Annotated in this window: 25 protein-coding genes and 1 riboswitch; of the genes, 15 read left to right on the top strand and 10 right to left on the bottom strand. The window is 38.4% G+C overall.

Annotated elements, in window-relative coordinates; genetic code table 11:
- Nucleotides 1–4: 4 nt before the first annotated feature.
- The 3 genes from spoVAC to spoVAE are packed head-to-tail and all read left to right on the top strand — an operon-like array spanning nt 5 to nt 1,843.
- Nucleotides 5–478, top strand: coding sequence for a stage V sporulation protein AC (gene spoVAC / locus M3210_RS06180; protein ID WP_251512501.1), 474 nt, complete (start codon nt 5–7; stop codon nt 476–478).
- Between the two features lie 2 nt (nt 479–480).
- Nucleotides 481–1,485, top strand: a complete 1,005-nt coding sequence (spoVAD, locus tag M3210_RS06175; RefSeq protein WP_251512498.1) for a stage V sporulation protein AD — start codon at nt 481–483, stop codon at nt 1,483–1,485.
- Between the two features lie 7 nt (nt 1,486–1,492).
- Complete coding sequence (gene spoVAE / locus M3210_RS06170) at nt 1,493–1,843, top strand: stage V sporulation protein AE (RefSeq protein WP_251512496.1); 351 nt, start codon at nt 1,493–1,495, stop codon at nt 1,841–1,843.
- A 46-nt stretch (nt 1,844–1,889) separates the two neighbouring features.
- Here spoVAE and M3210_RS06165 read toward each other — a convergent pair whose 3' ends face one another.
- The 3 genes from M3210_RS06165 to M3210_RS06155 all read right to left on the bottom strand — a co-directional run bounded on the left by M3210_RS06165 (nt 1,890) and on the right by M3210_RS06155 (nt 5,648).
- Nucleotides 1,890–2,873 (bottom strand): zinc-binding dehydrogenase, encoded by a 984-nt coding sequence (locus M3210_RS06165; RefSeq protein WP_251512494.1) that lies wholly within the window; start codon nt 2,871–2,873, stop codon nt 1,890–1,892.
- Nucleotides 2,874–3,038: 165 nt separating this feature from the next.
- Nucleotides 3,039–3,614, bottom strand: coding sequence for an energy-coupled thiamine transporter ThiT (gene thiT / locus M3210_RS06160; RefSeq protein WP_251512491.1), 576 nt, complete (start codon nt 3,612–3,614; stop codon nt 3,039–3,041).
- Nucleotides 3,615–3,706: 92 nt separating this feature from the next.
- A riboswitch (TPP riboswitch) is annotated at nt 3,707–3,812 on the bottom strand.
- Between the two features lie 57 nt (nt 3,813–3,869).
- Nucleotides 3,870–5,648: a M3 family oligoendopeptidase gene (locus M3210_RS06155; protein ID WP_251512489.1), complete on the bottom strand. Its 1,779-nt coding sequence runs from the start codon at nt 5,646–5,648 to the stop codon at nt 3,870–3,872.
- A 261-nt stretch (nt 5,649–5,909) separates the two neighbouring features.
- On the opposite strand from M3210_RS06155, the gene M3210_RS06150 reads away from it, so the two are divergent.
- Nucleotides 5,910–6,443: a YceI family protein gene (locus M3210_RS06150; RefSeq protein ID WP_251512487.1), complete on the top strand. Its 534-nt coding sequence runs from the start codon at nt 5,910–5,912 to the stop codon at nt 6,441–6,443.
- Nucleotides 6,444–6,543: 100 nt separating this feature from the next.
- On the opposite strand, the gene M3210_RS06145 is transcribed toward M3210_RS06150, so the two are convergent.
- The 5 genes from M3210_RS06145 to M3210_RS06125 form a co-directional block, all read right to left on the bottom strand.
- A complete protein-coding gene (locus M3210_RS06145) occupies nt 6,544–7,413 on the bottom strand; it encodes a VanW family protein (protein ID WP_251512485.1) in 870 nt (289 codons plus the stop codon).
- Between the two features lie 270 nt (nt 7,414–7,683).
- A complete protein-coding gene (locus M3210_RS06140; RefSeq protein WP_251512483.1) occupies nt 7,684–8,892 on the bottom strand; it encodes an NAD(P)/FAD-dependent oxidoreductase in 1,209 nt (402 codons plus the stop codon).
- A gap of 194 nt (nt 8,893–9,086) precedes the next feature.
- Nucleotides 9,087–9,809, bottom strand: a complete 723-nt coding sequence (locus M3210_RS06135; RefSeq protein WP_251512482.1) for a hypothetical protein — start codon at nt 9,807–9,809, stop codon at nt 9,087–9,089.
- A 139-nt stretch (nt 9,810–9,948) separates the two neighbouring features.
- Entirely contained in the window at nt 9,949–12,123 is a 2,175-nt protein-coding gene (locus M3210_RS06130; RefSeq protein WP_251512480.1) for a type IA DNA topoisomerase, read from the bottom strand.
- Between the two features lie 19 nt (nt 12,124–12,142).
- Nucleotides 12,143–12,592 carry an RrF2 family transcriptional regulator gene (locus tag M3210_RS06125; protein ID WP_251512479.1) on the bottom strand — a complete coding sequence of 150 codons (450 nt, stop codon included), beginning with the start codon at nt 12,590–12,592 and terminating at the stop codon, nt 12,143–12,145.
- A gap of 270 nt (nt 12,593–12,862) precedes the next feature.
- On the opposite strand from M3210_RS06125, the gene hmpA reads away from it, so the two are divergent.
- The 8 genes from hmpA (at nt 12,863) to M3210_RS06085 (ending at nt 20,853) form a co-directional block, all read left to right on the top strand.
- A complete protein-coding gene (gene hmpA / locus M3210_RS06120) occupies nt 12,863–14,089 on the top strand; it encodes an NO-inducible flavohemoprotein (RefSeq protein ID WP_251512477.1) in 1,227 nt (408 codons plus the stop codon).
- A 179-nt stretch (nt 14,090–14,268) separates the two neighbouring features.
- A complete protein-coding gene (locus M3210_RS06115) occupies nt 14,269–14,499 on the top strand; it encodes a helix-turn-helix transcriptional regulator (RefSeq protein WP_251512475.1) in 231 nt (76 codons plus the stop codon).
- The gene (locus M3210_RS06110; protein ID WP_251512473.1) at nt 14,496–14,801 is read left to right on the top strand and encodes a hypothetical protein; all 306 of its coding nucleotides are present in this window, start codon (nt 14,496–14,498) and stop codon (nt 14,799–14,801) included. Before M3210_RS06115 ends, M3210_RS06110 begins: the two co-directional genes overlap by 4 nt.
- A gap of 19 nt (nt 14,802–14,820) precedes the next feature.
- The gene (locus M3210_RS06105; protein WP_251512471.1) at nt 14,821–16,122 is read left to right on the top strand and encodes a serine hydrolase; all 1,302 of its coding nucleotides are present in this window, start codon (nt 14,821–14,823) and stop codon (nt 16,120–16,122) included.
- 90 nt (nt 16,123–16,212) lie between these two features.
- A complete protein-coding gene (locus M3210_RS06100; protein ID WP_251512469.1) occupies nt 16,213–16,773 on the top strand; it encodes a pirin family protein in 561 nt (186 codons plus the stop codon).
- 307 nt (nt 16,774–17,080) lie between these two features.
- Nucleotides 17,081–18,331 carry a DNA polymerase IV gene (locus M3210_RS06095; protein WP_251512467.1) on the top strand — a complete coding sequence of 417 codons (1,251 nt, stop codon included), beginning with the start codon at nt 17,081–17,083 and terminating at the stop codon, nt 18,329–18,331.
- Nucleotides 18,332–18,412: 81 nt separating this feature from the next.
- Nucleotides 18,413–19,045 carry a peptidylprolyl isomerase gene (locus tag M3210_RS06090; RefSeq protein ID WP_251512465.1) on the top strand — a complete coding sequence of 211 codons (633 nt, stop codon included), beginning with the start codon at nt 18,413–18,415 and terminating at the stop codon, nt 19,043–19,045.
- Nucleotides 19,046–19,173: 128 nt separating this feature from the next.
- The gene (locus M3210_RS06085) at nt 19,174–20,853 is read left to right on the top strand and encodes a putative bifunctional diguanylate cyclase/phosphodiesterase (protein WP_251512463.1); all 1,680 of its coding nucleotides are present in this window, start codon (nt 19,174–19,176) and stop codon (nt 20,851–20,853) included.
- A 91-nt stretch (nt 20,854–20,944) separates the two neighbouring features.
- Here M3210_RS06085 and M3210_RS06080 read toward each other — a convergent pair whose 3' ends face one another.
- Entirely contained in the window at nt 20,945–21,751 is an 807-nt protein-coding gene (locus tag M3210_RS06080) for a DUF6612 family protein (RefSeq protein WP_251512461.1), read from the bottom strand.
- A gap of 147 nt (nt 21,752–21,898) precedes the next feature.
- Nucleotides 21,899–22,456 carry a maltose acetyltransferase domain-containing protein gene (locus M3210_RS06075; protein WP_251512459.1) on the bottom strand — a complete coding sequence of 186 codons (558 nt, stop codon included), beginning with the start codon at nt 22,454–22,456 and terminating at the stop codon, nt 21,899–21,901.
- A 327-nt stretch (nt 22,457–22,783) separates the two neighbouring features.
- On the opposite strand from M3210_RS06075, the gene M3210_RS06070 reads away from it, so the two are divergent.
- The 3 genes from M3210_RS06070 to M3210_RS06060 all read left to right on the top strand — a co-directional run bounded on the left by M3210_RS06070 (nt 22,784) and on the right by M3210_RS06060 (nt 26,337).
- Nucleotides 22,784–24,226: a SulP family inorganic anion transporter gene (locus M3210_RS06070; protein ID WP_251512457.1), complete on the top strand. Its 1,443-nt coding sequence runs from the start codon at nt 22,784–22,786 to the stop codon at nt 24,224–24,226.
- A gap of 60 nt (nt 24,227–24,286) precedes the next feature.
- The gene (locus M3210_RS06065; RefSeq protein WP_251512456.1) at nt 24,287–25,504 is read left to right on the top strand and encodes a CynX/NimT family MFS transporter; all 1,218 of its coding nucleotides are present in this window, start codon (nt 24,287–24,289) and stop codon (nt 25,502–25,504) included.
- A gap of 158 nt (nt 25,505–25,662) precedes the next feature.
- A complete protein-coding gene (locus M3210_RS06060) occupies nt 25,663–26,337 on the top strand; it encodes an RluA family pseudouridine synthase (RefSeq protein ID WP_251512454.1) in 675 nt (224 codons plus the stop codon).
- Nucleotides 26,338–26,466: the final 129 nt, after the last annotated feature.

Here is a 26,466-nt window from a genome sequence, read left to right as displayed (position 1 = left end):
TTACGTGGCTAATCAAAAAAAACAGAAACAACAAGCTCAACAATATCAATCCTTTGAAGAGAAGCGCGAAACAAAGCGCCCCATATTACTTAATTGCATCAAAGCATTCCTAGTCGGCGGCTTCATTTGTTTTATTGGCCAATTAATCACTACTTTTTATATTTATTTCTTTAATTTCACTGAACAAACAGCAGGCAGCCCTACTACAGCAACACTTATTTTTATTACCATGTTACTTACTGGTTTTGGTCTTTATGACCGTATTGGACAGTTTGCAGGTGCAGGTTCTGCGGTACCCATTACAGGGTTCGGAAACGCGGTGATCTCATCAGCGATTGAACATCGAACAGAAGGATTTATTGTCGGTGTTGGTACGAATATGTTTAAAGTTGCTGGACCCGTCATTGTCTACGGTGTATTTGCTGCATTCGTCGTTGCACTTATTAAAACGATTTTCCTTCAATTGGGAGGCTCTTAAATATGTTAGTTGGAAACCAGACTTGGGAATTCAAGAAAAAGCCAGTAGTCATTTCAACTGGTGTAACAGGAGGGCCATTTGAAGCAGAAGGTCCTCTAAAAAACGATTTTGATAAATTATTTGATGATGGGTGGGTGGAGGAATCAACATTTGAAAAGGCACAGCAACGGCTAATGGAAGAAGCTATGGAAATAGCGATTCAAAAAAGCCCGATCGAGAAGGAACAAGTGAATCTTTTTCTAAGTGGCGACCTGATCAACCAAATCACCCCATCCACTTTCAGTGCCAAAACAATCGATCTACCGTATCTTGGTTTATTTAACGCATGCGCTACATCTGCAGAAGGATTAGCTTTGTCAGCTGCTCTCATAGATGGTGGGTTTTCTGATTATATCATTACTGGGACTTCCAGTCATCATGCTGCCGCTGAAAAACAATTTCGTTATCCGAATGATTATGGGGCACAAAATCCACCAACATCTCAATGGACAGTTACCGGTGCAGGTTGTGTGCTTCTAGGTAAAACCGGCCACGGACCCACGGTCACTTCGGCTACGGTTGGAAAAATTGTCGATATGGGAATAACGGATCCTTTCAATATGGGAGGCGCAATGGCACCTGCAGCGGTAGAAACCATTCAAGCACATTTACAGGATAGAAATTTGGATTCTTCGTATTATGATTTAATCATAACAGGAGACTTAGGGAAAATCGGAAGGGAAACTTCCTTTGATTTATTGAATCAACAAGGCGTTACGTTACAGGATAATCAGTATGTAGATTGCGGTATGACCATTTATAGTAAAGATCAACCCGTTCAAGCCGGGGCTAGCGGTACAGCTTGTTCTGCAGTTGTAACATATGGCCATTTTCTTAAAAGGATGATTCAAGGTGAATTTAAAAAGATATTAATGGTTGCTACGGGGGCACTGCATTCACCTTTAAGCATTCTACAAAAAGATTCCATTCCGTGTATCGCACACGCAGTCTCAATTGAAATGGAGTGAGTTGTAAATGATTTTTTTCTGGGCATTTGTTGTTGGTGGTCTAATTTGTGTTGTCGGCCAAATCATGTTTGATGTATTTAAACTTTCTCCAGCCCATACCTTAACAACCCTCGTAATTATTGGTGCTATTTTAGACGGATTGGGTTGGTATGAACCCCTAATTGATTTTGCGGGTGCTGGAGTAACCGTGCCCATTACGAGTTTTGGAAACTCCTTAGTCCATGGTGCTCTAGCAGAAGCAGAAAAACACGGATTAATTGGAGTCGTAACTGGTATGTTCGAGGTGACAAGTGCTGGGATTTCGGCCGCAATTATTTTCGGTGTGGTCGGTGCACTCTTATTTAAGCCGAAAGCATAAACGAACAATATATGTGACCAAAAGGAATTCCTTCTGGTCACATTAGTTATGCTTCTATAGATAATACAACTTTTCCAAACTGACTATTTACATTTAAATGGTCGAAAGCTTGTTTGGCATCTTGAAGGTTGAACACTTTATCGATAACCGGTCGAATTTCATGTTTTTCCATCAGTTCCAATAACTCATGTAACTCTTCCCTGCTCCCCATAGTTGATCCAAATAGTTTATATTGGCCATAAAAGAACTGTCTTAAATTAATATCCACTTCGTCTTCCGTTGTTGCACCATAGATGACCATCCTGCCACCTTGCTTCAAAACACTCAATGAACGGTTGAAAGTTGCAGCACCAACACTGTCAATTACGAGATCGATTTCTTCTTCTTTCAACGCTTCAGACCAATCACTGTCAGTGGAAATAGCTTTATCAGCTCCTATTTCTAATGCCTGCTTCTGCTTATCTTCACTTCGGGAGGTAGCGATTACTCTTGCCCCCATGCTTTTTGCGAATTGAATAATAAATGTGTTCACACCACTGCTTGCTCCTGGTATGAATACCGTTTCACCCGCTTTTATTTGTCCTTTTGTAACTAGAGCACGATATCCGGTTAGAGCTGCCAGCGTCAGAGATCCGGCTTCCTCCCAGGACAAATACTCAGGCTTCTTCTCTAATTGCTCTTCATGAATGACAATTTGTTCAGCGAATGTTCCATGGTCAGGCATACCTAAAATATCAAATCCCGTTGGTGGTGCATCACTATTTTCATACCAATTTAATGATGGGTTGATGATCACCTCATCTCCAGGCTGGAATCGGGTAACTCCCTCCCCTACCGTTTCGACTATCCCAGCACCATCTGAACCTAATACTAATGCTTCTTTGTCGCTTCCCATACGATTTGGAATATATAGGTCCCTCCGGTTGAGACCAGCTGTCTTCAACTTCACAACAATTTCATTTTCCTTCGGCTTAGGATTGGGCATGTCTTTCAACTTCAGTTCACCGTACTCCAATACAAATGCTTTCATTCATGATCCCCTCTTCCTTATGTAAATATATATTAATTCAGATAATTTACACCTATTATTACGGACTTTGTCAAAAATAGCAATTAGTTTGATTCAATTAAAAACTCCCTCCATCATTATGGATGGAGAGAGTGATTTGTAACATGCGAGTCGGTAATTCCTCATTTAATTGGAAGCCAGATTCAGCAAAGCCCGTGGTTGTTTATGGAATAAGAAAAACACAATCAATGTAGATAAAACAAACGACGGGAACATATAAGACATGTTATATAGTAATGAATAAAGCCAAGCAGGCTGCCCCTCTATCGCCGAACCGAAAAACACAATTCCTGCAATATAGTGGGCTAAAAAACGTAAGCCGGAACCTAACAATACACCCGCTGTAATATAAGTCAAATACGTTTTTACTTTACCATCTTTCACTGCCTCTTGAACTTGCATTGCAAAAATACCAGCAAATCCGATGACAGTGAAGGCAATTGCATAATCAATAAACCCTTGTAGCGGAGTTAAAATATAGGCATTTCCCGTAGCCACCTGAAGTATTCCCCACAGAAATCCAGATAGCAATCCTCCCTTTAATCCCCATCGAAAGGCAATAATAAAAACTGGAATCATTGCAAAAGAAACCGATCCACCCTGCGCCCAAATTTTAAATCCTAGCGGCAGGATGTCTAATAACAAGGCAAGTGCTGTAAATATCGAAACTTCGATTAAAAACAATAATTTATTAGACTTCAAAGAAAGCTCCCCTTTTATAACAATTATTTTGAACACAAAAAAAGCAATGCCAAGGGAAGGTTCCTGATGGTACCGACTCGCATTGCTTTTTATCCATCAAAAAACCACCATCCCTACGCTAGTATTAACTAACAGGTTCAAAGGGTCAGAGCATCAATATGCTCACTCTCAGCTATAAAAGCTCCCCCGGCAGGCTTTTTACTCTGCTTTTTTTGTCTACATGTATTATAGCTTATAACTACAGCCCTTACAAATTTACAGCTCTAGAAACTCCTTTACATCCCGCGCGCATAAACGGATAGCACTTTCCCAAAAATCTTCTTTCGTGATATCCGCTTCTAAGTGTTTCATCGCGAGGTCTTCAACTGACATACGTCCAGTGTCCCTTAGTAAAGCAATATACTCTTCTTCAAAGTTGCCACCTTTCTCCTTCGCATGAGCATAAATTCCAAGGCTAAATAAATAACCAAATGTATAAGGAAAATTATAAAATGGTGTCGTAGTTATATGGAAATGTAATTTTGAAGCCCAGAAATATGGATCGTATTCATCCAGCGCATCTTGATATGCTTCTTTCTGCGCTTCCACCATCATTTCATTAAGACGAGCTGCTGGTACAAAACCGTTTTCCCTTTCTTTGTAGAAGTTTAATTCAAATAGGTAACGGGCATGTATATTCATAAAAAATGCCACGCTCCGTTGAATCTTATCCTCCAATAATGCTTGTTTTTCTTCCTTTGTTTTCGCCTGCCCGATCGTTGCATCTGCAACAATCATTTCCGCAAATGTTGAAGCGGTCTCTGCCACATTCATTGCGTAGCGTTGATTCAATCCATGTAAATCATTCATCACATGCTGATGATAAGCATGACCAAGTTCGTGAGCTAATGTAGAAATATTTGAAGATGTCCCCGAATAAGTCATAAAGATTCTCGTTTCTCTACTATCCGGAAAACTTGTGCAAAATCCTCCAGGTCTCTTTCCTGCACGGTCCTCAGCTTCAATCCAACGATTTTCAAATGCCATTTGTGCAAAATCTGCCATTTTGGGACTGAAAGTGCGGAATTGCTCTATAATAAAATCTGCACCTTCTGTATAACTGAATCGTCTAACGTCATTTGCGATTGGTGCTCCGACATCGTATACACTCAATTTTTCAACACCTAATATTTCTGCCTTTCTATGTAAGTAGTCTACAAAAGGCTGTTTGTTATTCGATATTGCGGACCACATCGCATCAAGAGTTTCTTGCTTCATCCGGTTAATCTTCAGTGGTTCTTTTAAAACATTTTCCCATTTACGATGTTTATAAGTTTGTAATCGAAATCCCGCTAGATGGTTAAGTGTTTGAGCAAATAGTGAAGATTGGTCCTCCCATGCCTCTTGCAATTTTTCAAACACATGCTTCCTTGTTGTACGTGCCTCAGCGGTTAGTTTATTGGATGCTTGACCAATAGAGTAGCTGTTGACTTCCCCATCCTCCTCTATTTCTACTTTCATATTTCCTACTATTGTACTATACATTTGATTCCACGCATGGTAGCCATCAACAGACAAATCATTAATCAGCAACTCTTGTTCAGTTGATAATAAATCCTTGGCAGTGTCGCGATATTCATTCATGACAAACTCAATTCCAGCTAACTCTGTCCGCTTTACAAGTTCAATCCATGTTTCTTCGGGGATTGCAGCAAACTTTTGCATGGCATTTGTTAAAACTCCTTGAAATGAAGCAGATAATGCTCCACGTTTGGAAACAAGCGTATTGGCATGTTCATCCGTTACATCTTGAGCACTAAGACAGCTGATAAATGCTGCTGCTTCTCGAAAATGAAACATGGTATGCTCTAATTGACGTATAAAACTAACCACTTCTTCAACTAAATTCTTGCGCTCAGAATCCAGTTGACGTAATTGGTCAGATAATACCTTTATTTCTTCGTTGATATTTTCAAGATAAACTTTAAATTCCTTTGATGTGCTTCCCCCAGGAAACAAAGACTCCAGATCCCACGTCGGAATATATTCTCCCATGTAATCTCTCCCCTTTCTATTTTCCTCATTATAACGAAGTATTTGAAGTATTTCATTATTAAAATCCTTTTTAATAACGATTAATCATTTACAAATTGTGGTAAATGAATGGTAAGAGTACTTGATTGTAAATTTAATTTTAAATAAGTTAATTTTAATTAAGAACACTTGACATCATAGAATTATTATTTTATACTAAGTAACATAAAGTAAGTCACGTAAGGAAACTTTAACTTAATAAATATTTTGGAGGGATTTACCATGACAACAAAATGGACAGTAGATTTAGCACATAGTGAAGTAGGATTTACAGTAAAGCATATGATGATTTCAAAAGCAAAAGGTACTTTTGACAAATTCGATGCAAATATTGTTGCAGATGTTGAGGACTTAACAGGTGCTCAAATTGAAGTAACAATTGATGCTGCAAGTATCAACACGCGCAATGAAGATCGCGACAATCACCTTCGTTCAGCAGATTTCTTCCATGTGGAGGAGCATCCAACGATCACATTTATTGCAACAGATATTAAAGGCAGAGGATCTAACGAATACGATGTGACTGGTGACCTTACTATGAACGGTCATACGAAACAAGTAACACTTGACGTTACGTTTGAAGGTCAAAGTAAAGACCCAATGAGTGGTGGAATTGTTGCTGGATTCAGTGGGGAGACTACAATCAGCCGTAAAGAATTTGGGTTGACATGGAACGCTGCAGTAGAAACAGGTGGAGTACTTGTATCCGATGATGTAAAAATCCACTTTGAACTTGAACTTCATAAAGCAGAATAATAATCATTTGGTTGTTGAGGCTGTATGAATCGTTCATCAACAACGCCTTAACCAAGAAAAAACAGCATTTCCCATAAGGTGGGAAATGCTGCTTTTCAATTTATTTATCTTGGAAGTGTTCTACAGTTTCTGAAGAAAACACTTCAACGGTCAAGCTCCCATAAGCTGCTCTCGCAGTAATGACAATCGGTTCGTTATATAAATTCTTAAAGGAAAAGTCAGGTCCCCACCAACTTACCGTCGCATCCCTACCAGGCGGAACATAAGGAACACTTCTGCTATGTGTAAATCGTTCAATCATTTGAATTCCTCTTAAATCTACGGCATTGAAAAGCGTGGATGATACTTGACATATTCCTCCACCAATATCTTCTGCAAATTCACCTTTTACAATTACGGGGGCTTTTTTATATCCTCTCTTTTCTGTTCGTTCACCTACCGTTTTATTGAACGAAAACACTTCTCCAGGAAAAATAACAGTTCCATGCATAGCTTTTGCTGATAACATGATGTTCGTAGATCGCTCTTTGTTTGTTGAATTATAAAATGTCGTATACGAACCAAGTTTTTTCCGGGTAATTTCCTTGAGCATTTCTTTATCTACACGTGCATACACTGTTTTCTTCGGTACTTGAATACTGCTGTCTTCCCCTTTATAAAAAGCTTCGAGAAAATTGATGGTAAAAGCAGCTCGGTCCAGACTCACACCACTATCTTCTTCTATTATTTGAAGTCCTTCTCCTAAAGTTGCATTTTTGGGAGGCTCACTAACTTCACTTTGTAATTGCTCCAAGAGTTCATCTAACTTATTCCAATTGATGTAGCCTTGCTCCCACTCGGTAAGAGCATAAGATTTAAGTTCCTCCTGTTGAAGGAAAATCGTTTTTTGTTCAGATTTCACATCCGTCGGAATGAAAATAATGCAATTTAAAAAAAGAGTAAGCAGAAAACATATGAACATGTGACGCATGGAATCACCTCTGTTTTAATATGGCTAAGTTCGAATAATTACATACCTCATTACCATGTCAGAGCAAATTAAAAAAGTCATCTGATTTATCAAATCAGATGACTTTTAAACTCATTGTATTAACGGAAGTCTCTTGAATCTTCCATCATGTCGCTCACTACTCGGTATCCTACCACCGCTGCAGCTAGTAGCAATAAAAGGTTGCAAATTCTTTTCATGGATTATCTACTCCTCTTTCCTTTATTATTGGACTTTCAGTAGAAATTCAATTTAAAACGGACGGAATTTACCTTTTTTAAGTAATGCTTTTGGTCCCCCGACTGTCAGAAGTGCACGGTCGTCTACAACTTTCTTCATTGCTGCAGCTGCTTTACCTCTCAATTTAGTTCCTGATAGGATATTTCCAATTCCATCAGAGAAACCTAGTGAAGCAACTGTACCTCTATCAATATAGACAAAACCATTAAGTGGTTGGCCATATAAGAGATTCTTAAGAGCTTCTCCCACATAAGCACCTTCTTGAGTTGCCAACTGGCCTGTTGGTGGATAAGGCTTGCCTGTTTCTTGGTTCATTGTCCATGAACAATCACCGATAATGAACACATTCTCAGAGCCAGGCACACGAAGATCTGGATCTACGTTTACTTTACCTCTAAAGACTTCAAAACCTGATTTTTCAAGTACCGGACTACCCATAACTCCACCTGTCCATACACTTGTACCTGCTTTAATCAATTCTTTATCGTCCCCAACAACGAAACCTTCTGGAGTACATTCAGAGATTGCTGCTCCGATCCGGAATTCGACACCACGGTCCTCTAGAGATTCTTTCGCATAAGCTACAAGGTCATCATCAAATACTGGAAGGATAGATGGCGCCGCTTCTACGTTAATAATTCTTGCCTTATTGCGTGGAATATCATATTTCTTACATAGCTCAGGAATCTTTTCAGCTAATTCACCAACGAATTCAATACCGGTGAATCCACCTCCACCAACTAATACCGTCAAGTCACTTTCGTCAGTAGATTCTCCACTGCTATATTGTGCGAATTTGTATTCAATATGCTCGCGAATTACACGGGAACTATCGATATCTTGAATGAAGAATGCATTTTCTTCCATTCCTTTAATACCAAACGTGTTTGTTACCCATCCTAAGGCAACGACAAGATAATCATATTCAACTTCACTGTTCTCTAAAACAACACGCTGTTCTTCTTGTTTAATTTCAACAACTGTATCATAAATTAAACGTACACGTTTCGGGTTAACAACGTCAGAAATCATATAGCGTGCTTGGTTGTGATTGATCGTACCAGCTGCGACTTCATGTAACCAAGTTGCTTCGTAATGGTAATTATGCTTGTTGATTAATACTATCTCTGCTTCTTCAGGCGACAGTTTTTGAGCTAATTTTCTCGTAGCCGTCAATCCGGCATAGCCTGCGCCCAAGACAACGATTTTGGGTTTGTTCATTGGAATTACACCATCCCTTTTGATTTTTTCTGTAGTTATAGTATTAGCGATTTTTCTATTTTCATATGACATATGTAGAGAAAGAACGCTTCTACTCATAATCATATAACTTACTATACAATGATAGCAAACTTTAATTCATTAAGCTATAAATGTAAACGTTTTAAGTTGTTAAGGAGGATAATTTTTTATGTTCATTCATTATTATGGAGTCCTCCCTTTTTATCACCTGGATCAGGTTCTTCTTCAACCGGTGGTTCCGGTTCAGGCTCTTTCTCTACGGGTTTTTCTGGTTCTGGTTCAGGGTCTGTTACGACAGGCTTTTCTGGTTCTTTTGATTCTTTCGGCACCTTAGGCTGTTCTACTGGTTTAGTTTGCTTAGGTGGCCTAGGAGTTGCTGGTGATTTTGGTTTATTTGTATTTGACTTTCGCTCGCTTTGAGTGTCTTTATCCGACGGCTTGTTTTTTGACTCATTTTTTTCACTAGATTTTTTTGAAATATTACCAATATTATTAGATGTTGACACTGTTCCACTGGATGATGAGCTTTCAATACTTTTATCTACGTTACTTTCCCCTTCTTCTTCAGCTTCTTCTAAACTTTCTATTAGAATATCATCTGTTTCATTTCCTGTAGGGAGAACAAACTTCTCTTTATCTTTCAATACTAATGCACTTAACGTTTCTTTTTCAACAATCTCTTGAGGTCCTTCATTCTTCATTTCTTTCTCGACAATTTCTAATTCCTCTGCTTCTTTCTCTTCTTCTATCATCTGATCTTCATTTCCAACATCTTTACTTTCTATTTTTCCGAATTCATCGCGATTGGCGTTCGCTTGGTAAATTCCCATGCCCACAACACTAACGAAGATGAAAAATACAAGGATGTTAATAATGATGAGCTTTTTTGACTTCAACTCACTTACCCTCCTTACTATATCTTTCCAGCTTATATTTTATAACTATTGTAAGCTTATAGTAGGAGGTTTTTCAATGGTTTTTAAGAAAATATTCCTATTCTCATCATTTTATGATAAATTTCGTCAGCCCTCTAGCTCATTTTTTATTAAATTCCATTTCCCAGCTATAGTACTCCGTACCCTCTTTCTTTTTATAAGACAGATATGCATTAAACTTCTTGCCATTCCTGCTTGTAAGTCCCTTAACATACGTTTGGTTATTCTTTAAGATTTGCTTGACCATTGTTTTTGTCGGTTTCTTCCGCATCGTCGCTAAGAATTTATCATTTTTCCAAATCGCAAATTTACAGCCGTCCTTCCAATTTTTACAGCTGAATGCTTTATAATTGTCGGCCACTTCTCCACCACAAGCAGGGCAGGTTCCTAACACTTCATTTGTAGCTTTTTGTTTAGTCACCTCGTGGATTGTTTTCTCCTCATCCTGTTTGATTGTCTCCACTGCATCCTTCGTAAACTGGAAAATAAGCGAGAGAAAGTCTTTCCTCGTGGCTTCCCCTTTCTGAATATCGGATAGCCCCTTTTCCAGTCGTCCCGTAAATTCCAAATCAAACAAACTCTTCACCGGAAATGTTTCAACCATTCTTCTGCCAAGCTCGGTGCATTGAAGATTTTTTCCTTTCGCAGTAATGTAGCCAATATCCTTTAACTTTTTAATAGTTTCAGCCCTTGTTGCAGGTGTACCTATGCTGAATCCTGTCAGGATACTCCCGAGCAATTCCTCATCCAGTTCACTATCATCTTTTATATTTTTACCGCAGGTCTCCATCACTCGAAGGAGCGTTCTTTCCGTATGTTGTTTCGGTGGTTTAGTTACATGATCGGTCAATTTGGTTTCTGCAATGGTCACTTGTTCATTTACCTCAACCCTTGGCAATAAGACATCCTTCGATTGGATACTCTCCACCTTTTTCCAACCTTCTATGAGCTGCACTCTTCCTTTAGTCATAAAGACTCCATCAATGGGTGCATTTGATACTTTTGTCGTCAGTTTCGTCTCTTCATACTCAGCGATTGGCATAAATTGCATGATAAAACGGTTTTTTATTGCCTGAAATACGATGTTCTCGTCAGTGGTCAATCGCTTCGGTTTTAAATATGTTGGAATAATGGCGCTATGGCTTTCAACCTTTGCGTTATTAAAAATCCGCCTTGTCTTCATAAATTTAATCTCATCTTTATAAGGTAAATCCTCACTATGGATTTTTAAAACATGTGCCGTCTTTCCAACCAAACTTTCTTCCAATGCGATACTGGAAGTCCGGGGATACGTAATCAATTTCTTCTCGTATAAGGATTGGGCAACTTTAAGAACTTTATCAGAAGTCCAGCCTTGATATTTGTTGGTGATAAACCCTTGGAGATTAGATAGATTGAAGAGAAATGGTGGGAATTCCTTTTTCTTTTCCACCTTTTTATCGGTGACGACACCAGATTTGTTTTCAACCGCCGACTGTATTCTTTCCAGTTCTGCTTTATTTTTAAACTTGTCTTCTTTCCCGACTATATAGGTTCCTTCATACGTATCTTCTTTTTCCGTTTCAAAAACCGCAACCAGCTTATAATAATCTTCTGGCTTAAAGTTTTCTATTTCTTTATCTCGGTCATAAATGATTTTTAATGTGGGAAGAAGTACCCGCCCAACATTCAACGCCTGTCCACTGCCTTTTTGATATTTTAAAGTAGTGACGGAGGTCAAGTTGATCCCTATTACCCAATCCGCCCACTGCCTACTGATTCCCGCATCTCGGAGTGGCTTCATTTCATCATTTTGTTTTAATTTATTCAATCCAGTCTGCACTTCATTCGGCGTCCATTCATTAAGCAGTAAACGGTATACCGGTTTCCCGGGACGCTTTCCTCCGCGATAAATGATACTATCCCCTATCAGCTGTCCTTCCCGGTCATAATCACATGCTGAAATAATACTTTCCACTTCCGGATTGTTGATTAATTTTTCAATGACCCTCAATTGCTTAGCGGCACCAGCATCGGCAGACTGCCGATTACGTGGGTTGCTTTTCACTTTGTACTTGAATGTCTCAGGAATAAAAGGAAAGTAATTCATGCGCCAACGCTGCATCTTTGGTTCGTAATCTTTTGCGTCATATAATTCTACCAAATGACCAAAAGCCCACGTAATTAAATAACCGTTACCAGCATAATAGCCATCTTTCTTCGTTTTAATGTTTAATGCATCAGCAATGTTCTTTGCGACCGATGGTTTTTCTGCGAGAATTAATTTTATCCCCATAGATACCCCTCCTCATCTACTACTCTCTTAATCTGTTGATCCCCATCAATTCCTTAAGTTCATTTTCATTGTGGATCAAATCTTTCAACGTATATTCATCCAACACTTTAAAAAATGCATGCAGCGCTTTATTCACAACATGCTTCAATGTGCATCCCGGTGAAATCACACAATGATTTTGACCTCTATCAAAACATTCGAATAAAGCAAAGTCATCTTCAAGTTGGCGTACAACAAGTCCGACATTTATTTCTTCGGGAGGTTTCGCTAATCGGATACCTCCATTTCTTCCTCTTATCGTTTCAAGCAATCCTAGCTTGTTCAGTTCATGTACAATTTTTCCAAGATGATGTGTAGAAATATCGTATACTTCTGAGATTTCTTTAATGCTCGCAAGTTCTCCATCCGATTTCAAGCCGGCAAACAGAAGGACCCTAAGGCCATAATCTGTATACTTCTTTAAATTCATTTACTTTCTCCTCTTTTTTTTACTTCAAAATTTATCTGTGCAAACGTCAAATTACCAAATCATACCTACGAAACATTACGTTAGCCTTTATTATACCACGGAACGTATATTCGTTTGAAGCGATTACCGTCCAATTTTAATTTATAAAATTTATGTTGAAAATCTGTAACATAATTTAGATTTTTACTATTGCGATAGTGTTTAAATTAAATATACAATAAAGATGTATTTAAAATACATCTTTAATTTTTCAAAAGGAGTGCTTGACATATGACAACTGCTACGAGAGGTTTAGATGAACAAACAAGAACAATTATTAAGGCAACCGTTCCAGTATTAAAGGAACATGGAGAGAAAATCACTAAACGATTCTATCAATTAATGTTTGAAAACCACCCCGAATTGAAAAATGTGTTTAACCAAACGAATCAACGCGAGGGAAAGCAACCACGTGCGCTTGCGAATACGGTATATGCAGCTGCTGCACATATCGACAATTTGGAAGCGATTTTACCAAAAGTTGTATCCATCGCCCATAAGCATAAAAGTTTAAATATCAAACCAGAACAGTATCCGATTGTTGGTAAACATTTATTACTTGCTATTAAAGATGTACTGGGAGATGCAGCTACTGAGGAAATCATCCAGGCGTGGGAAAAAGCATACGGAGTCATCGCTGAAGTCTTTATTTCTGTCGAAAAAGAAATGTACGAGGAAACGAAAAATAGGACTGGAGGATGGGTCGATTTCCGTGACTTTAAAGTGACGAAAAAAGTAGTGGAAAGTGATGTAATTACATCATTCTATTTAGAACCGGCCGATGATAATCCTTTCCCTTCATACGAGCCTGGACAATATATTACGGTAAAAGCTGAAATTGAAGGCGAACCATACACTCATATGCGTCAATACAGCTTATCTTGTGCACCTGGTGAAGGCTACTATCGTATTAGTGTCAAACGCGAAGATGCTACTTCAGAACATCCGGCAGGAATTGTTTCTACATTCTTGCATGAAAAGGTTCAAGAAGGCAGTATTCTACCAATCAGTGCTCCAGCTGGAGAGTTTGTGTTAGATCAAAAAGATACGAGGCCATTAGTATTGCTGAGTGGCGGGGTTGGACTTACTCCGATGATGAGTATGCTGGAATCAGTCATCGAGGAACAACCGGATCGTAAAGTGATTTATATCCATGCAGCCAATTCCGGTAACGTTCATGCGATGAAAGACCGCGTGAAAGAAATTACTGAAGCTCATAAAAACGTCATTAACTATACGATATATGCTTCCCCTCAAGAAAATGATCAATATGATAAAAAAGGACACATAGATGCCGAATGGCTCTCAACCGTCCTACCTGGTCCTGATGCTGCTTACTATTTCTGTGGACCTAAAGGATTTATGCGTGCGGCTTATCTTATGTTGAAAGACTATGGTGTTGCTGAAACGGATATCCACTTTGAAATATTTGGACCATCTGAGGATATTATTAATTAATGATATAAAAAAAAAGAATGAAGGTAATCCCATCTACTGCCTTAGTGCACAGTGGATGGGATTTTTAATGTTAATCCTGCATACAATACCATAATCAGTAAAGTATTTTATACTTTTGGTAAAAAATACTTTACCTTATGTAAAAAATATGGTACTTATTAATAGAAGAGGTGAATGATATGCCATTAAATCAAGAAAGAAAAATCAGCAACAGGATTGTTATTTTAAGAGCTGAAAGGGGGTTATCGCAACGGGAACTTGCAGATCAATTGGGTGTAAGTAGACAAACAATTATTTCCCTAGAGAAAAACAGATACAATCCCTCTTTGAAATTAGCGTTTGATATTGCTCTTTTCTTCAATGTTGATTTACAAGAAGTTTTTCAATATGAATTGGAGGATGATAAATGATGGAAGCTTTATTAACCACTTTACGTCTTACCTATGTAGTCATTTTCTTTATTGCCATTTTCTATGCTTTAAAATTTGAATTTGGAAGAGAATCTAAAGATGAACGCGGAAAAAGTATTATGAACAGATCATATGGTATAATATTTCCTTTACTTCCACTTGGATGGTTTTTAATTGAGATGTATGATCAATACATTCAACACTTGAATTATGAAACATATAAACTGGTGATTTGGTTCTTGATTTCAGGATTGATGATTCTCCATGCAACTATTTTAACTGTCTTAAGAAGAATCTATTAATGAGAAGGGAGTGTTCATATTGACTAGTTGGGCTTGGATTGGTCTCTCAGGTATTGTTGTGCTAACTCTTTTACCTTTCCTGAGTAAGAAACAGCGTTCCAAGGAAAAAATTCGAGAAGCAGTGATTACAATTTTCATTGTGTTTTCAATCATCATTGCTGTACTCCTCTTTCATGTCAATTATATACTGGCTCTAATTCTTGGCTTCATCGCGTTTATTTTGTTAGACAAAAAAACGTATACAAAGAAAAGGTTAATCATATATGGGGGAATTGTTTTAATTCTTTTTGTTACAGCCTCCTTCATCTTTCGTGATAATCCTAATTATGTACTCAACCACCTGAAAAACAACCCAGATACAACTTCCCTCTTTGTTGCAAGAAATGGTGAAGAAATCATCTCGTATCAGGCTGATATCGTCCGGCCATTAGCCAGTACAGTAAAAATCCCCATCGCTATTGAGTACGCTTTTCAAGTTGAAGAAGGATTATTAGACTGTCAGCAACTCATCTCCCTTGATGAACTAAACAAATTTTACCTTAAAGGGACAGACGGGAACGCCCATGAAGAATGGTTAAAAGACATTCGCGCAAACAATAAAGTAAAAGAAAATCAAGTAACATTACACGAAATCGTAAAAGGAATGATCACATACAGTTCCAATGCAAACACTGAATTCCTCCTGCACCTTCTTGGTGTTTCTGAAATCAACAAAAGGATAAACTCCCTCGGTCTAACAGACCATGAACCGATTTATCCTATGGTCAGTCCACTTCTCATCCCTGACTACATTGCCAATGAATCGAGTAAAGATGAAATCATAGAAGCACTTGAGGCTATGCCTATCGAAAGGTATCGAGAGTTGGCGACAGATTTAAGTAATCGGATGGAAGCCAGCGACATTGATATCGAATCGTATTTCTATAAACACCCGCTCGACATTCAAAAAATTTGGTCGGATCGTTTACCCGGGGCATCTGCAAGTGATTACGCCAGGCTTTTAGCCATTATTTCAAATGATGAATTGCCGACTGAAGCTGCTGCAATCATGAGGGACGTAATGGAATGGCTGATGGAATTTAATGAAGCAAATCATGATGTCTACGCTCATTTCGGATCTAAAGGTGGTTCTACCGCGTTTATTTTAAATGACGCACTTTATGCCGAAGACCTGGACGGCAATAAAACAGAGATTGTATTATTCACCGATCAGCTAAATCTTTGGGAAAATATCATGATTGGCCATAACATGAATTCCTTTATAGGAAATATAATCGGTAATGAAACGTATCGAGAAGAAGTAAAACAGGAACTCAACTGAGATATGAAGTAAGATGCTGATTGTTTGCCCGCCCTCCCCTTCTCCTCCATAATCTATGTAAATAGCAGTCTTTCAGAAGGGAGGAGAAATATGCTACAAAAACTAAATGCTAAAGAGCATACAGTTCCATTTAGAGGATACTTTACAATCAAAAGAATCCACCCTGGGAAAATTCATAAAAATGATGTGGAAGATTACGGTTTCGGCCCTCTTTCCAATATCGATCACGCTTTTATGAAAAAAAGCTTAACAATTAAAATGCATGAACACGTAAATGATGAGATTTTAAGTTATGTACTGAAAGGAACTTCCTATCACCGAGATTCAGCTGGCTTAGAAGATACAATAAAAAAAGGACGTTTAATGATGATGAATGCAGGGGAAAGCTTTTGGCATGAGGAAAAAGCGAAAAGCGAAGACATTGAAATGCTGCAAATTTTCCTGCGTCCCCACTCCTCCGGGTTGCCGCCATCGATCCAATTTCATGAAAAGCCTCTTGCTAATGAAAATTGGTATGTGATGGTTGGACCCGAGAGCAGTGATGCACCACTAACCGTAAGGCAAAACGCCTTCATACTCGATGCTCATCCACAATCGAGCCAAACATTGGAAATTCCAAGCTATCCAGCTCTAAAACCGTTTCTCGCTTAGCTTGGAAAAATATGAAGCTGTCACCGACTTGGAAAAAGATCTCCCACCAATTACAGCAATGACAGATGCAACAGTTGTATTATTTTTTGTTGATATGGCTGCGCCAATGACTCTAGACGGGACAATCAGTGGAATTCAAAAAGAATAGAATAACCTTCACTTCCCACCTTATCAGGTGGGATTTTTTTGCCGTGAATTTTCCCGTTCCATCAAGCTTTCCACCCGCATTACCTCATTTTTCCATTGCTAACCTCTGAAAAACTACATATAATAGAACAAACGTTCTTGTCAGGTGGTGCAAAGCAACATGGATTATTCAACTTATCCGCGAAATGACGTTTTATGTATAGATATGCGCTCTTTTTATGCCAGTGTTGAAGCGGTAAAACGCGGACTTGATCCGATGAAAACGATGCTTGCTGTTGTAGGTGACTTAAATCGTCCCGGGAGTATTGTCCTCGCTGCTTCCCCTGCCTTAAAGGAAAAGTATGGTATTAGTAATGTGAGCCGCTACTTTGAACTTCCAGATGACCCTAACATTCATATTGTTCCCGCACGAATGGCTGATTATTTACATGTTTCCTTGGAAATCACAAAATTAATTAATAATTATGCACCAAAGGAAGCGATTCACCAGTACTCCGTTGATGAAGTTTGGATAACGGTAAACGGATTGGGACGTCTTTTTGGAAATCGACGGGAAATTGCCGAGAAAATAAAAAATGAAATCTTAGACAACTTTGGGCTTACTGCTTCCATCGGAATTGGTGATAATAAATTCCTCGCCAAGGTGGTCATGGACCTTCATGCAAAAAAGGAAGGTATTGCAGAATGTAAATACGAAGACGTGAAAGCAAAACTTTGGCCCTTCCCAATCGAGAAAATTTGGGGAATCGGCAGCAGAATGAAACGCAATCTCAATCGTATGGGAATTATCACCTTGGGACAGCTCGCCCGCTATGATTTGAATCAATTAAAAAAACGCTTTGGGATTATGGGAGAACAACTTTACTGGCATGCTTGGGGTATTGATTTAAGTCCAGTTTATGGTGATTTCACCAAAACTGAACAAAAGGGATTTGGACATGGAATTTCGCTGCTTCGTGATTACTCTAAGGAAGAAGTCGCAACCTGTATTTTGGATTTATGTGAGGAGGTCTGCCGTCGTGCCAGAACTGCAAACCAAGTTGGAAAAACAATCAGCCTTGGTATCTCCTACTCATCAGAAACCGGAGGCGGATTTTCCCGCTCCATGAGCATTGATCGGCCCACAAATGTAACGATGGATATGCATGAAATCTGTATGCAGCTCTTCCGAAAATTCTATGACGGAAGAAGCAACATCCGCCATGTTTATGTTACTCTTGGCAATCTTTATGATTACGGTGACATCCAGCTTGATTTATTTGAAAATCGGCTAAAGAAAAATAATATCGGCTTTGTAATGGATGCCATCCGTGATAAATATGGTGCCACTTCCATTCTACGTGCGTCCAGTTACACCGAAGCAGGAATTCTGCTTGAACGCAGCAGAAAAATCGGTGGCCATCAAGCATGACGTCCCAGAATACCCTTTCAAAGAATCCATGCTATAATGAACACAGATTCAATCCTCAAACAGAGAAAGGAAGGATAAAGCATGAAAAAATTACTTTTACTCATGACTTTTCTGTTTATCGTTTTCTTAGTGGCTTGTAATAATGAGACAGAAAAAAATGAAGCTTCCAATCCTAATGATTATCCAAATGAAGTGGAAGAAAATCCAATTGTCACGATTACAATGGAAAATAATGAAAAAATAATCGCAGAATTATACCCGAAGATTGCACCGAATACAGTTGCGAACTTCATCTCATTAATTGAAGATGACTTTTATGACGGATTGATTTTTCATCGGGTAATCCCTGGCTTCATGATTCAAGGCGGTGACCCTGAAGGAAATGGCACAGGTGGTCCGGGATATTCTATTACGGGTGAATTTTCTTCCAATGGTTTTGAAAATGATTTAGCCCATGAACGTGGTGTGCTATCGATGGCAAGATCACAGTCCCCAGATTCTGCAGGCTCGCAATTTTTTATTATGGTAGAAGACTCTCCCCACTTAGATGGAGAATATGCGAGCTTTGGTAAAGTAATTGAAGGGATGGAGGTTGTAGATGCAATCGTCTCGGTCGAACGGGATGAAAGGGACAAGCCATATGAAGATCAAACCATCCAATCAATGGAAGTTGATTTAAAAGGTTATAATTACCCAGAACCGGATACCCAGTAATCGGAATGAATCTTAAAGAACATGAAATATTTACTTATTTGTCACAGACAGCAGGTATGGTGTATAGTACAATTATACTACAAAAAAGTTTCATGACATAAACCCAGTCGAATAGCGAGGAAAGTCATATGGATGAGATAGTGAAAATAACCTATAGAGAAAGAATACAGTATGACATCGAGGAAGCAATCAATGACATGATGATGATTGTCGTTTTCGACTATCATGGAAATATTCAATATGTCAACGATAAGTTTACAGAAGTCACCAACTACGCTAAAGAAGAAATGCTTGGAAATTCATTTGGAAATTTTTTTACAAGTGAGATATCAGAAAATCTAACCCACACCATCGAAGACGAAAAAAAGTGGGCTGGAGAGTTGAAACAAAAGAAGAAAGACGGTACATATTATTGGAGCGATATCACCATTTCACCAATTATGAATAAGATTACCGGTGACAAACACTATGTTTTGCTTCAGCGCGAGATAACAGAAAGAAAAGAACATGAGCAAATGATAGAGAAATTGGCCTATGTCGATCCATTAACAAGCCTTCCTAATCGGAACCAAATTACGAGATGGATAAATGATTGCCATCACGCAGCAGACAAAGAGATAACCGTATTTTTTATTGATATTGACCGCTTTAAAATAATTAATGATAATTTTGGACATGATGTCGGGGATCAAGTACTAATCACCATTTCTGAACGACTCAAAGCATGCATCCAAGATAAAGATTTTATCTTCCGATATGATGGAGAAGAATTCATTCTTCTTTTGGAAAATCAATCGATGGAAGATATCAATAACAAATTGAATCAACTACTTGCGGCAATCCGTAAACCAATTTGTGTTGATAATCTGGAGCTGTTGGTTACAGCAAGTATCGGTATTAGTAGAGGCTTTCCTTTTTCAGGTGATGAGGAGATTCCATCTATTGAGAACTTGATCAAAAAAGCTGATACAGCGATGTATCATGCAAAAAAACAAGGTAGAAACCAATTCCATTTCCATACCGATAACCAAGAGAGAGAATTGGAACGTACCTATCAGATCGAACTTGAAATTCGCGAAGCATTGGAACGCAATGAATTTTCACTTGTTTATCAACCACTGATCAATTTAAGGACGAATAAGATCGTTGGTGTTGAATCTTTACTACGTTGGGATAATCGGTTGTTGGGAAGAATTTCTCCTGCAGAATTCATTCCAATTTTAGAAGAAACCGGCCTTATCATACCAGTCGGCAAATGGATCCTTCAAAGCGTGAGTATACAAATGAAAAGCTGGCAAGAGCAAGGATTATTCCTGCAACGTGTTTCGGTTAACGTCTCTCCAATTCAATTTCAAGATCCTTACTTTGTAGCCGACTTGAAAAAAATCTTGCATAAAGCAGAAGTCGATCCCTCCTATTTGGAATTGGAAATCACAGAGGGCACGTTATTAGATATCGATGATTCAGCAAAAAAACTGCATGATTTACAAGACTTAGGAGTAAAAGTTTCTATTGATGATTTCGGTACGGGCTATTCTTCTTTAAGTTACTTAAAACAACTGCCGATCGACACATTAAAAATTGATAAGTCTTTTATTGATGATCTGGATAGGGACGGAAAAATCATTGTCAACACCATCATCAGCATGGGCAAGAACTTGCAATTCCGTGTAATTGCAGAAGGCATTGAAAACAGTGATCAATTCAAATACTTAAAACAACAACAATGCCATGAGGGACAAGGTTACTTTTTCAGCCGCCCCGTCGAAAGTGATAAAATAGAAGAACTTTATTACTCTCTCCAATAAGAATGATGTCCACTGGACAGGATAAAAGCTCGGATTATAATAATCCGAGCTTTTTTACCACTCCATAATATAGATTGATAGATTCCTAATCTTACAGTTCTTCTGCTGCATCGATTACTTCTTGTGGAACTTCAATCTCATCAACTGTATTTATACCAGTGTAAGTAGCAGTCATTTCTTGTTGTAGACTTAAAGTTTCCCCTTCTGCCGTTATATCCAAATCCATATTTGTAATGAGTTTCTTTGTATCATAGGTCTTCTTATCAATATGGACTTCATAGTAAAGGGAATGAACTGTCATATTTTCTAACACTTCTTCAATATCCACTCCAGCATCTCCTAGAACGCCTTCACCAAAGTTTTCTTTGATGATTTCCTGGGAAAGTTCGAATAATTCTTCTCCATCCCCATCATACTTAAATACATAGTAGTCATCTTCTTCAGAAAAATCGATTTCATCAATAAATGATTCCAACATTTCCAACTGTTCTTGTGGATTTTGTTCCATATTCGCTAGATCCATTGGCATCATGTCACTACTCATCTTCATCCATGTCTGACTCATCGATTCATACATATAAAGATCTGTATTTGTTAGATACATTTCCATATCGTTATCAAGACTCATTCCATCCATATTCATTGTAATCGTACCAGCTTGATGCATCGTAAGCGGGTCAAGCGTCATCGCAGTCTTCGTATCCATCCCCATCTCCATAGAACCCATCGCCGGGTCTCCTTCGATGATTTGGTTCATCGTCATATCAACCTCAGCACTTTCTATCTTCTCTCCCGCTTCCAGCGCTTTTTGGTATACATCTTGTGCATCTTCACTTTCTCCACATGCAGCTAAAAACATAATGAGCATAAACATAATTCCTACTGTAATTTTTTTCATTGTAATCCCCTTTCAAGTTTGCCTACATGATTATACGATACTTTTCATAAAAGGTTTCAAAAAAATCATCAATAATAATATCTTTTTGGAAATGCCAATTAAGAATAATCCATGGATACTTAACCGAAGCCCCAGAATACATCAGAATCATTCAATTGATTTAATGATTCTCGCGGGATTTCCGCCAACAACGACTCCGGCAGGAACATCCTTAGTAACTATTGAACCAGACGCAATTACTGCACCATCACCAATTGTCACACCAGGATTAATAACTGCTCTGCCCCCAACCCATACATTGTGGCCAATGGATACTGCTTTTCCATACTCCAACCCACTATTCCGTTCAACTGCAGAAACAGGATGAGATGCTGTATAAATATGTACACCAGGACCTAATAAACAGTTATCTCCTATCTTTATCTCACAGACATCTAAGAATACACAGTCAAAGTTTGCAAAGAAGTTTTTACCGAGTCGGATATTATAACCATAATCACAACGAAAACTCGGTTCAATATAGGTGTTCTCACCACTTTCACCAAACAACTGTTTAAGGATTTCCATCCGCTTCTCATCCTCATGTGGTGAAGTGACATTGTACTCTCCTGTTAAATGCCTTGCTCTCAGACGCTCTTCTTTTAAAAGTGGATCTTCAGGATTATATAATTGACCAGCAACCATCTTTTCCTTTTCACTCTTCATTTTCCACCCTCCTTTTTCTGATAAATCCATCCTATGGAATCTACCAATTAATTTCTGACAAATCGTTCCAAGTATACCTTAAATTAGACAAATTGAACAGCTGTAAAAATGAATGCCAAGCGGAGTATATGGATAAAATCAACTTATCATCAGAGAAACGTTGAAAATCATAGAAAAATAGTGAAAAACCACAAGAAGCAAAGATGTTAACGTTTCCTTGTCATTTTTTGTTTCTCCCCATTTATGCTATGATTTGTATGGTGAAAGTCGAGTTCTCGCTATAGGGTTACTATTTATAACAACTGAGAATTTATTAGAGGTGATTAATTGAAAGTTCAAACATTGCAAGAAGAATGGTTCGGAAATATTCGAGGTGATATTCTTGCAGGAATTGTAGTAGCCTTAGCTTTAATTCCGGAAGCAATTGCTTTTTCGATTATTGCTGGGGTCGATCCAATGGTTGGATTGTATGCATCATTTTGTATTGCGGTCGTCATTGCTTTCGTTGGCGGAAGACCTGGTATGATTTCTGCCGCAACTGGAGCGATGGCATTAGTGATGGTCGACCTCGTAGCAGATTATGGATTACAATACTTACTTGCTGCCACCATTCTTACAGGCATCATCCAGATTATTTTCGGAGCCTTAAAATTATCGAAGATCATGAAATTTGTTCCTCAGTCTGTCATGATTGGTTTTGTGAATGCTTTAGCCATTATGATATTCTTGGCACAACTTCCCCACTTTGCAGGTGAATCATGGGTAATGTATGTATTAGTTGGGCTGACACTAGCAATTATTTATCTCTTGCCTAGATTGACGAAAGCAGTGCCATCTACCCTAGTTGCAATTGTTGTCATTACGGTGATTGTCATCTACGGTGGGATTCAAACAGGTACGGTTGGTGATATGGGAACTATTACACAAAAGCTTCCAGCATTTTTCTTCCCCGATATTCCTTTCACATTGGAAACGTTGATTATAATTCTACCCTACTCTTTCTCACTCGCTATTGTTGGATTAATTGAATCATTACTTACGGCAAATATAGTAGATGATATGACCGATACAGCAAGTGATAAAAATAAAGAAAGTCGTGGTCAAGGGATCGCCAATATCGTTGCAGGATTTTTCGGAGGAATGGCGGGTTGTGCGATGATAGGACAGTCTGTTATCAATGTAAAATCTGGTGGACGTGGCAGATTATCCGCTCTTGTAGCAGGAGTATTTTTGATGTTTTTAATCGTTGTACTCGGTGGATTAGTCGTACAAATTCCACTTGCGGCACTTGCAGGAGTTATGATTATGGTTTCCATCAGTACATTTGATTGGTCATCACTAAGGAACATCTACCGGATTCCAATCACAGATGCAATTGTTATGGTGACAACCGTAGCAATCGTAATCGTTACAAGTAACTTGGCTATCGGTGTAATTATCGGTGTTCTATTAAGTGCAATATTTTTCGCGGCAAAGATTTCAAAAATTGAAATCAATGAAAAGTTATTAGATGCACAACAAACAAAGATTTATTCGATTAGAGGACAACTTTTCTTCGCTTCTGTAAGTGATTTCCCTGGAAAGTTTAATTATGATGACAATGTTGAACAAGTTATTATTGACTTGACGGAAGCACATTTGTGGGACACTTCAGCAATAGCAGCGTTAGAGAAGATAGAAGAAAAATATCGAGAAAAAAATATCAGTGTAACCTATCGAGGTATTAACCAAGCTAGTTCAGAATTAAAGAGAAAAGTTACCGGCACTTAAGAGAGACACAGTTTCACTACGTGTCTCTCTCCTCGTTCCTTAATAGAAAGGAGACATCTTATGTCAACACAAGAAAAATTGGAACATGCGAATAAGGTCTATATGTTTATGTTGGTTGCAGGAATTATTACAATTTCATTCAATTTAAGACCAGCAATAACTGCAGTGGGACCACTCCTCGGAATGATCAGGGATGATGTTGGACTTACAAATTGGAGCGCTGGTCTATTAACGAGTCTCCCTTTAATAGCGTTTGCCATAATGTCGCCCTTTGCGGCAAGAATAGGAAATCGTTATACGTATGAAGGAGCAATGTTAATTGGTCTTGTTTTACTTTTAATCGGTATTAGTGCCCGTACGACTTCTATTATTATTCTACTATTTACGGGCACTTTATTTGCAGGACTTGGAATTGCAATTTTAAATGTTTTATTACCAGGCTTAATCAAGGATAAATTTCCACATAAAGTAGGAGTCTTGACAGGAATTTACACGACTACAATGGGAGTGATAGCTGCAATTTCATCTGGGATCAGTATTCCAATCGCTGAAAATCTCGGTCTTGGGTGGCAAGTGGCACTTTTGATATGGGCAATTCCAGTATTACTTGCAATCCTCATCTGGATTTATCTACGTACTAAACATAAGAAGACGAAAACGTCGGATGAAAGCGAAATGAAGTATGTTTACGCTACGCATAAAAAAATATGGCTCTCTCCACTAGCATGGCAAATCGCTGGGTTTATGGGGGTACAGTCCTTCTTATTTTATGTTACGATTTCTTGGCTGCCTGAAATTCTACATGCAACCGGAATGACAACGGAAATGGCCGGGTGGATGTTATCCTTTACACAGTTTATAGGGTTGCCGGCAAGCTTTCTAGTCCCTATTCTCGCCGAAAAAGTAAAATCATTAAAAGGAATGGTCGCATTTCTCACCCTTTCTTGTTTTGTTGGTTACGGCGGCTTATTAATAAGCAGTCACTTTATCATTACAGTGATTTGTATTGTATTAATTGGAATTTCACTATCTGGTAACTTCGCATTCGCATTAACACTCTTTTCTTTGCGGACAAGGACTTCTAATGCTGCTGCTGAACTTTCCGGTATGGCCCAAACTGCAGGTTATGTCCTGGCAGCATTCGGACCAATATTTATTGGTTTTCTTTATGATTTATCAGGAAGCTGGATGATTCCAACCATAGCTATTATGATTGCGGCAGTAATTATTACTATCTTTGGCTTCCTAGTTTCCAAAGAAGGTTATGTTTATGAATAGTTCTAGGCTATTGTCGGGAGGCATGCTCGTCTTATATGACGTGCATGCCTTTTTCTTTCTAAATCTCTAACCTCAAACAGATAGAAATTGCGAGTAGAGAAGTTCATCTTAACTTATGTTATGATATGAACTAATACAACGTTGAAAGGGATATAATCATGGATCTAAAAATTTTATACGAAGACAACCACTTGTTATTTGTCATCAAGCCAGTAAATGTTCCAGTCCAAGCGGATCGGACGGGAGATACTGATTTACTTACACTTGTAAAACAAGATATAAAGACACGCTATAATAAACCTGGAAATGTGTATGCTGGAATGGTCCACCGGTTGGATCGCCCTGTTGGAGGTGTCATGGTTTTTGCCAAAACATCAAAAGCGGCTTCCCGCCTTTCAGACACGATAAGAAAACACCAGATGGAGAAAAAATATTTGGCGATTGTAAGGGGGACCCCAGAGAAGAATTCTGCTCGTTTAGAAGATTATCTCGTAAAAAACAAAAAAGAAAATATAGTATATACGACGTCAAGTACTCATAAAGATGCTAAAAAGGCTATCCTGGACTTCGAATTAATCGGAACGAAGGATGGACTGAGCCTGCTTTCCATCAACCTCCATACCGGAAGACCACATCAAATCAGGGTACAACTGGCGAGTCGCGACCTCCCACTCTACGGAGATCAAAAATATGGGGATAAAGTCAACAAACCAGGTGAACAGATAGCCTTATGGGCAAATGAACTTGCTGTTCCTCATCCTACGAAAAAAGAGGAAATCCGGATTCAATCTTCTCCACCAAAAGAATATCCATGGAATTTATTTATTAAATAAGTGAGCTAGACAATCATGTTAAATTTGATTGTCTAGCTTTTATTCATGGCAATCGCACCACAAACTCATCTCACCCCCCTTTACATAACTTAAAGATTTCATAACAACACTTCCCCCTCTGTTTCAAAA

Source organism: Oceanobacillus luteolus (genome assembly GCF_023715655.1).
Classification (GTDB): Bacteria; Bacillota; Bacilli; order Bacillales; family Amphibacillaceae; genus Oceanobacillus; species Oceanobacillus luteolus.
The sequence above is the reverse complement of the archived record's forward strand: the minus strand, read 5'-3'. Positions and strand labels throughout refer to the sequence as shown.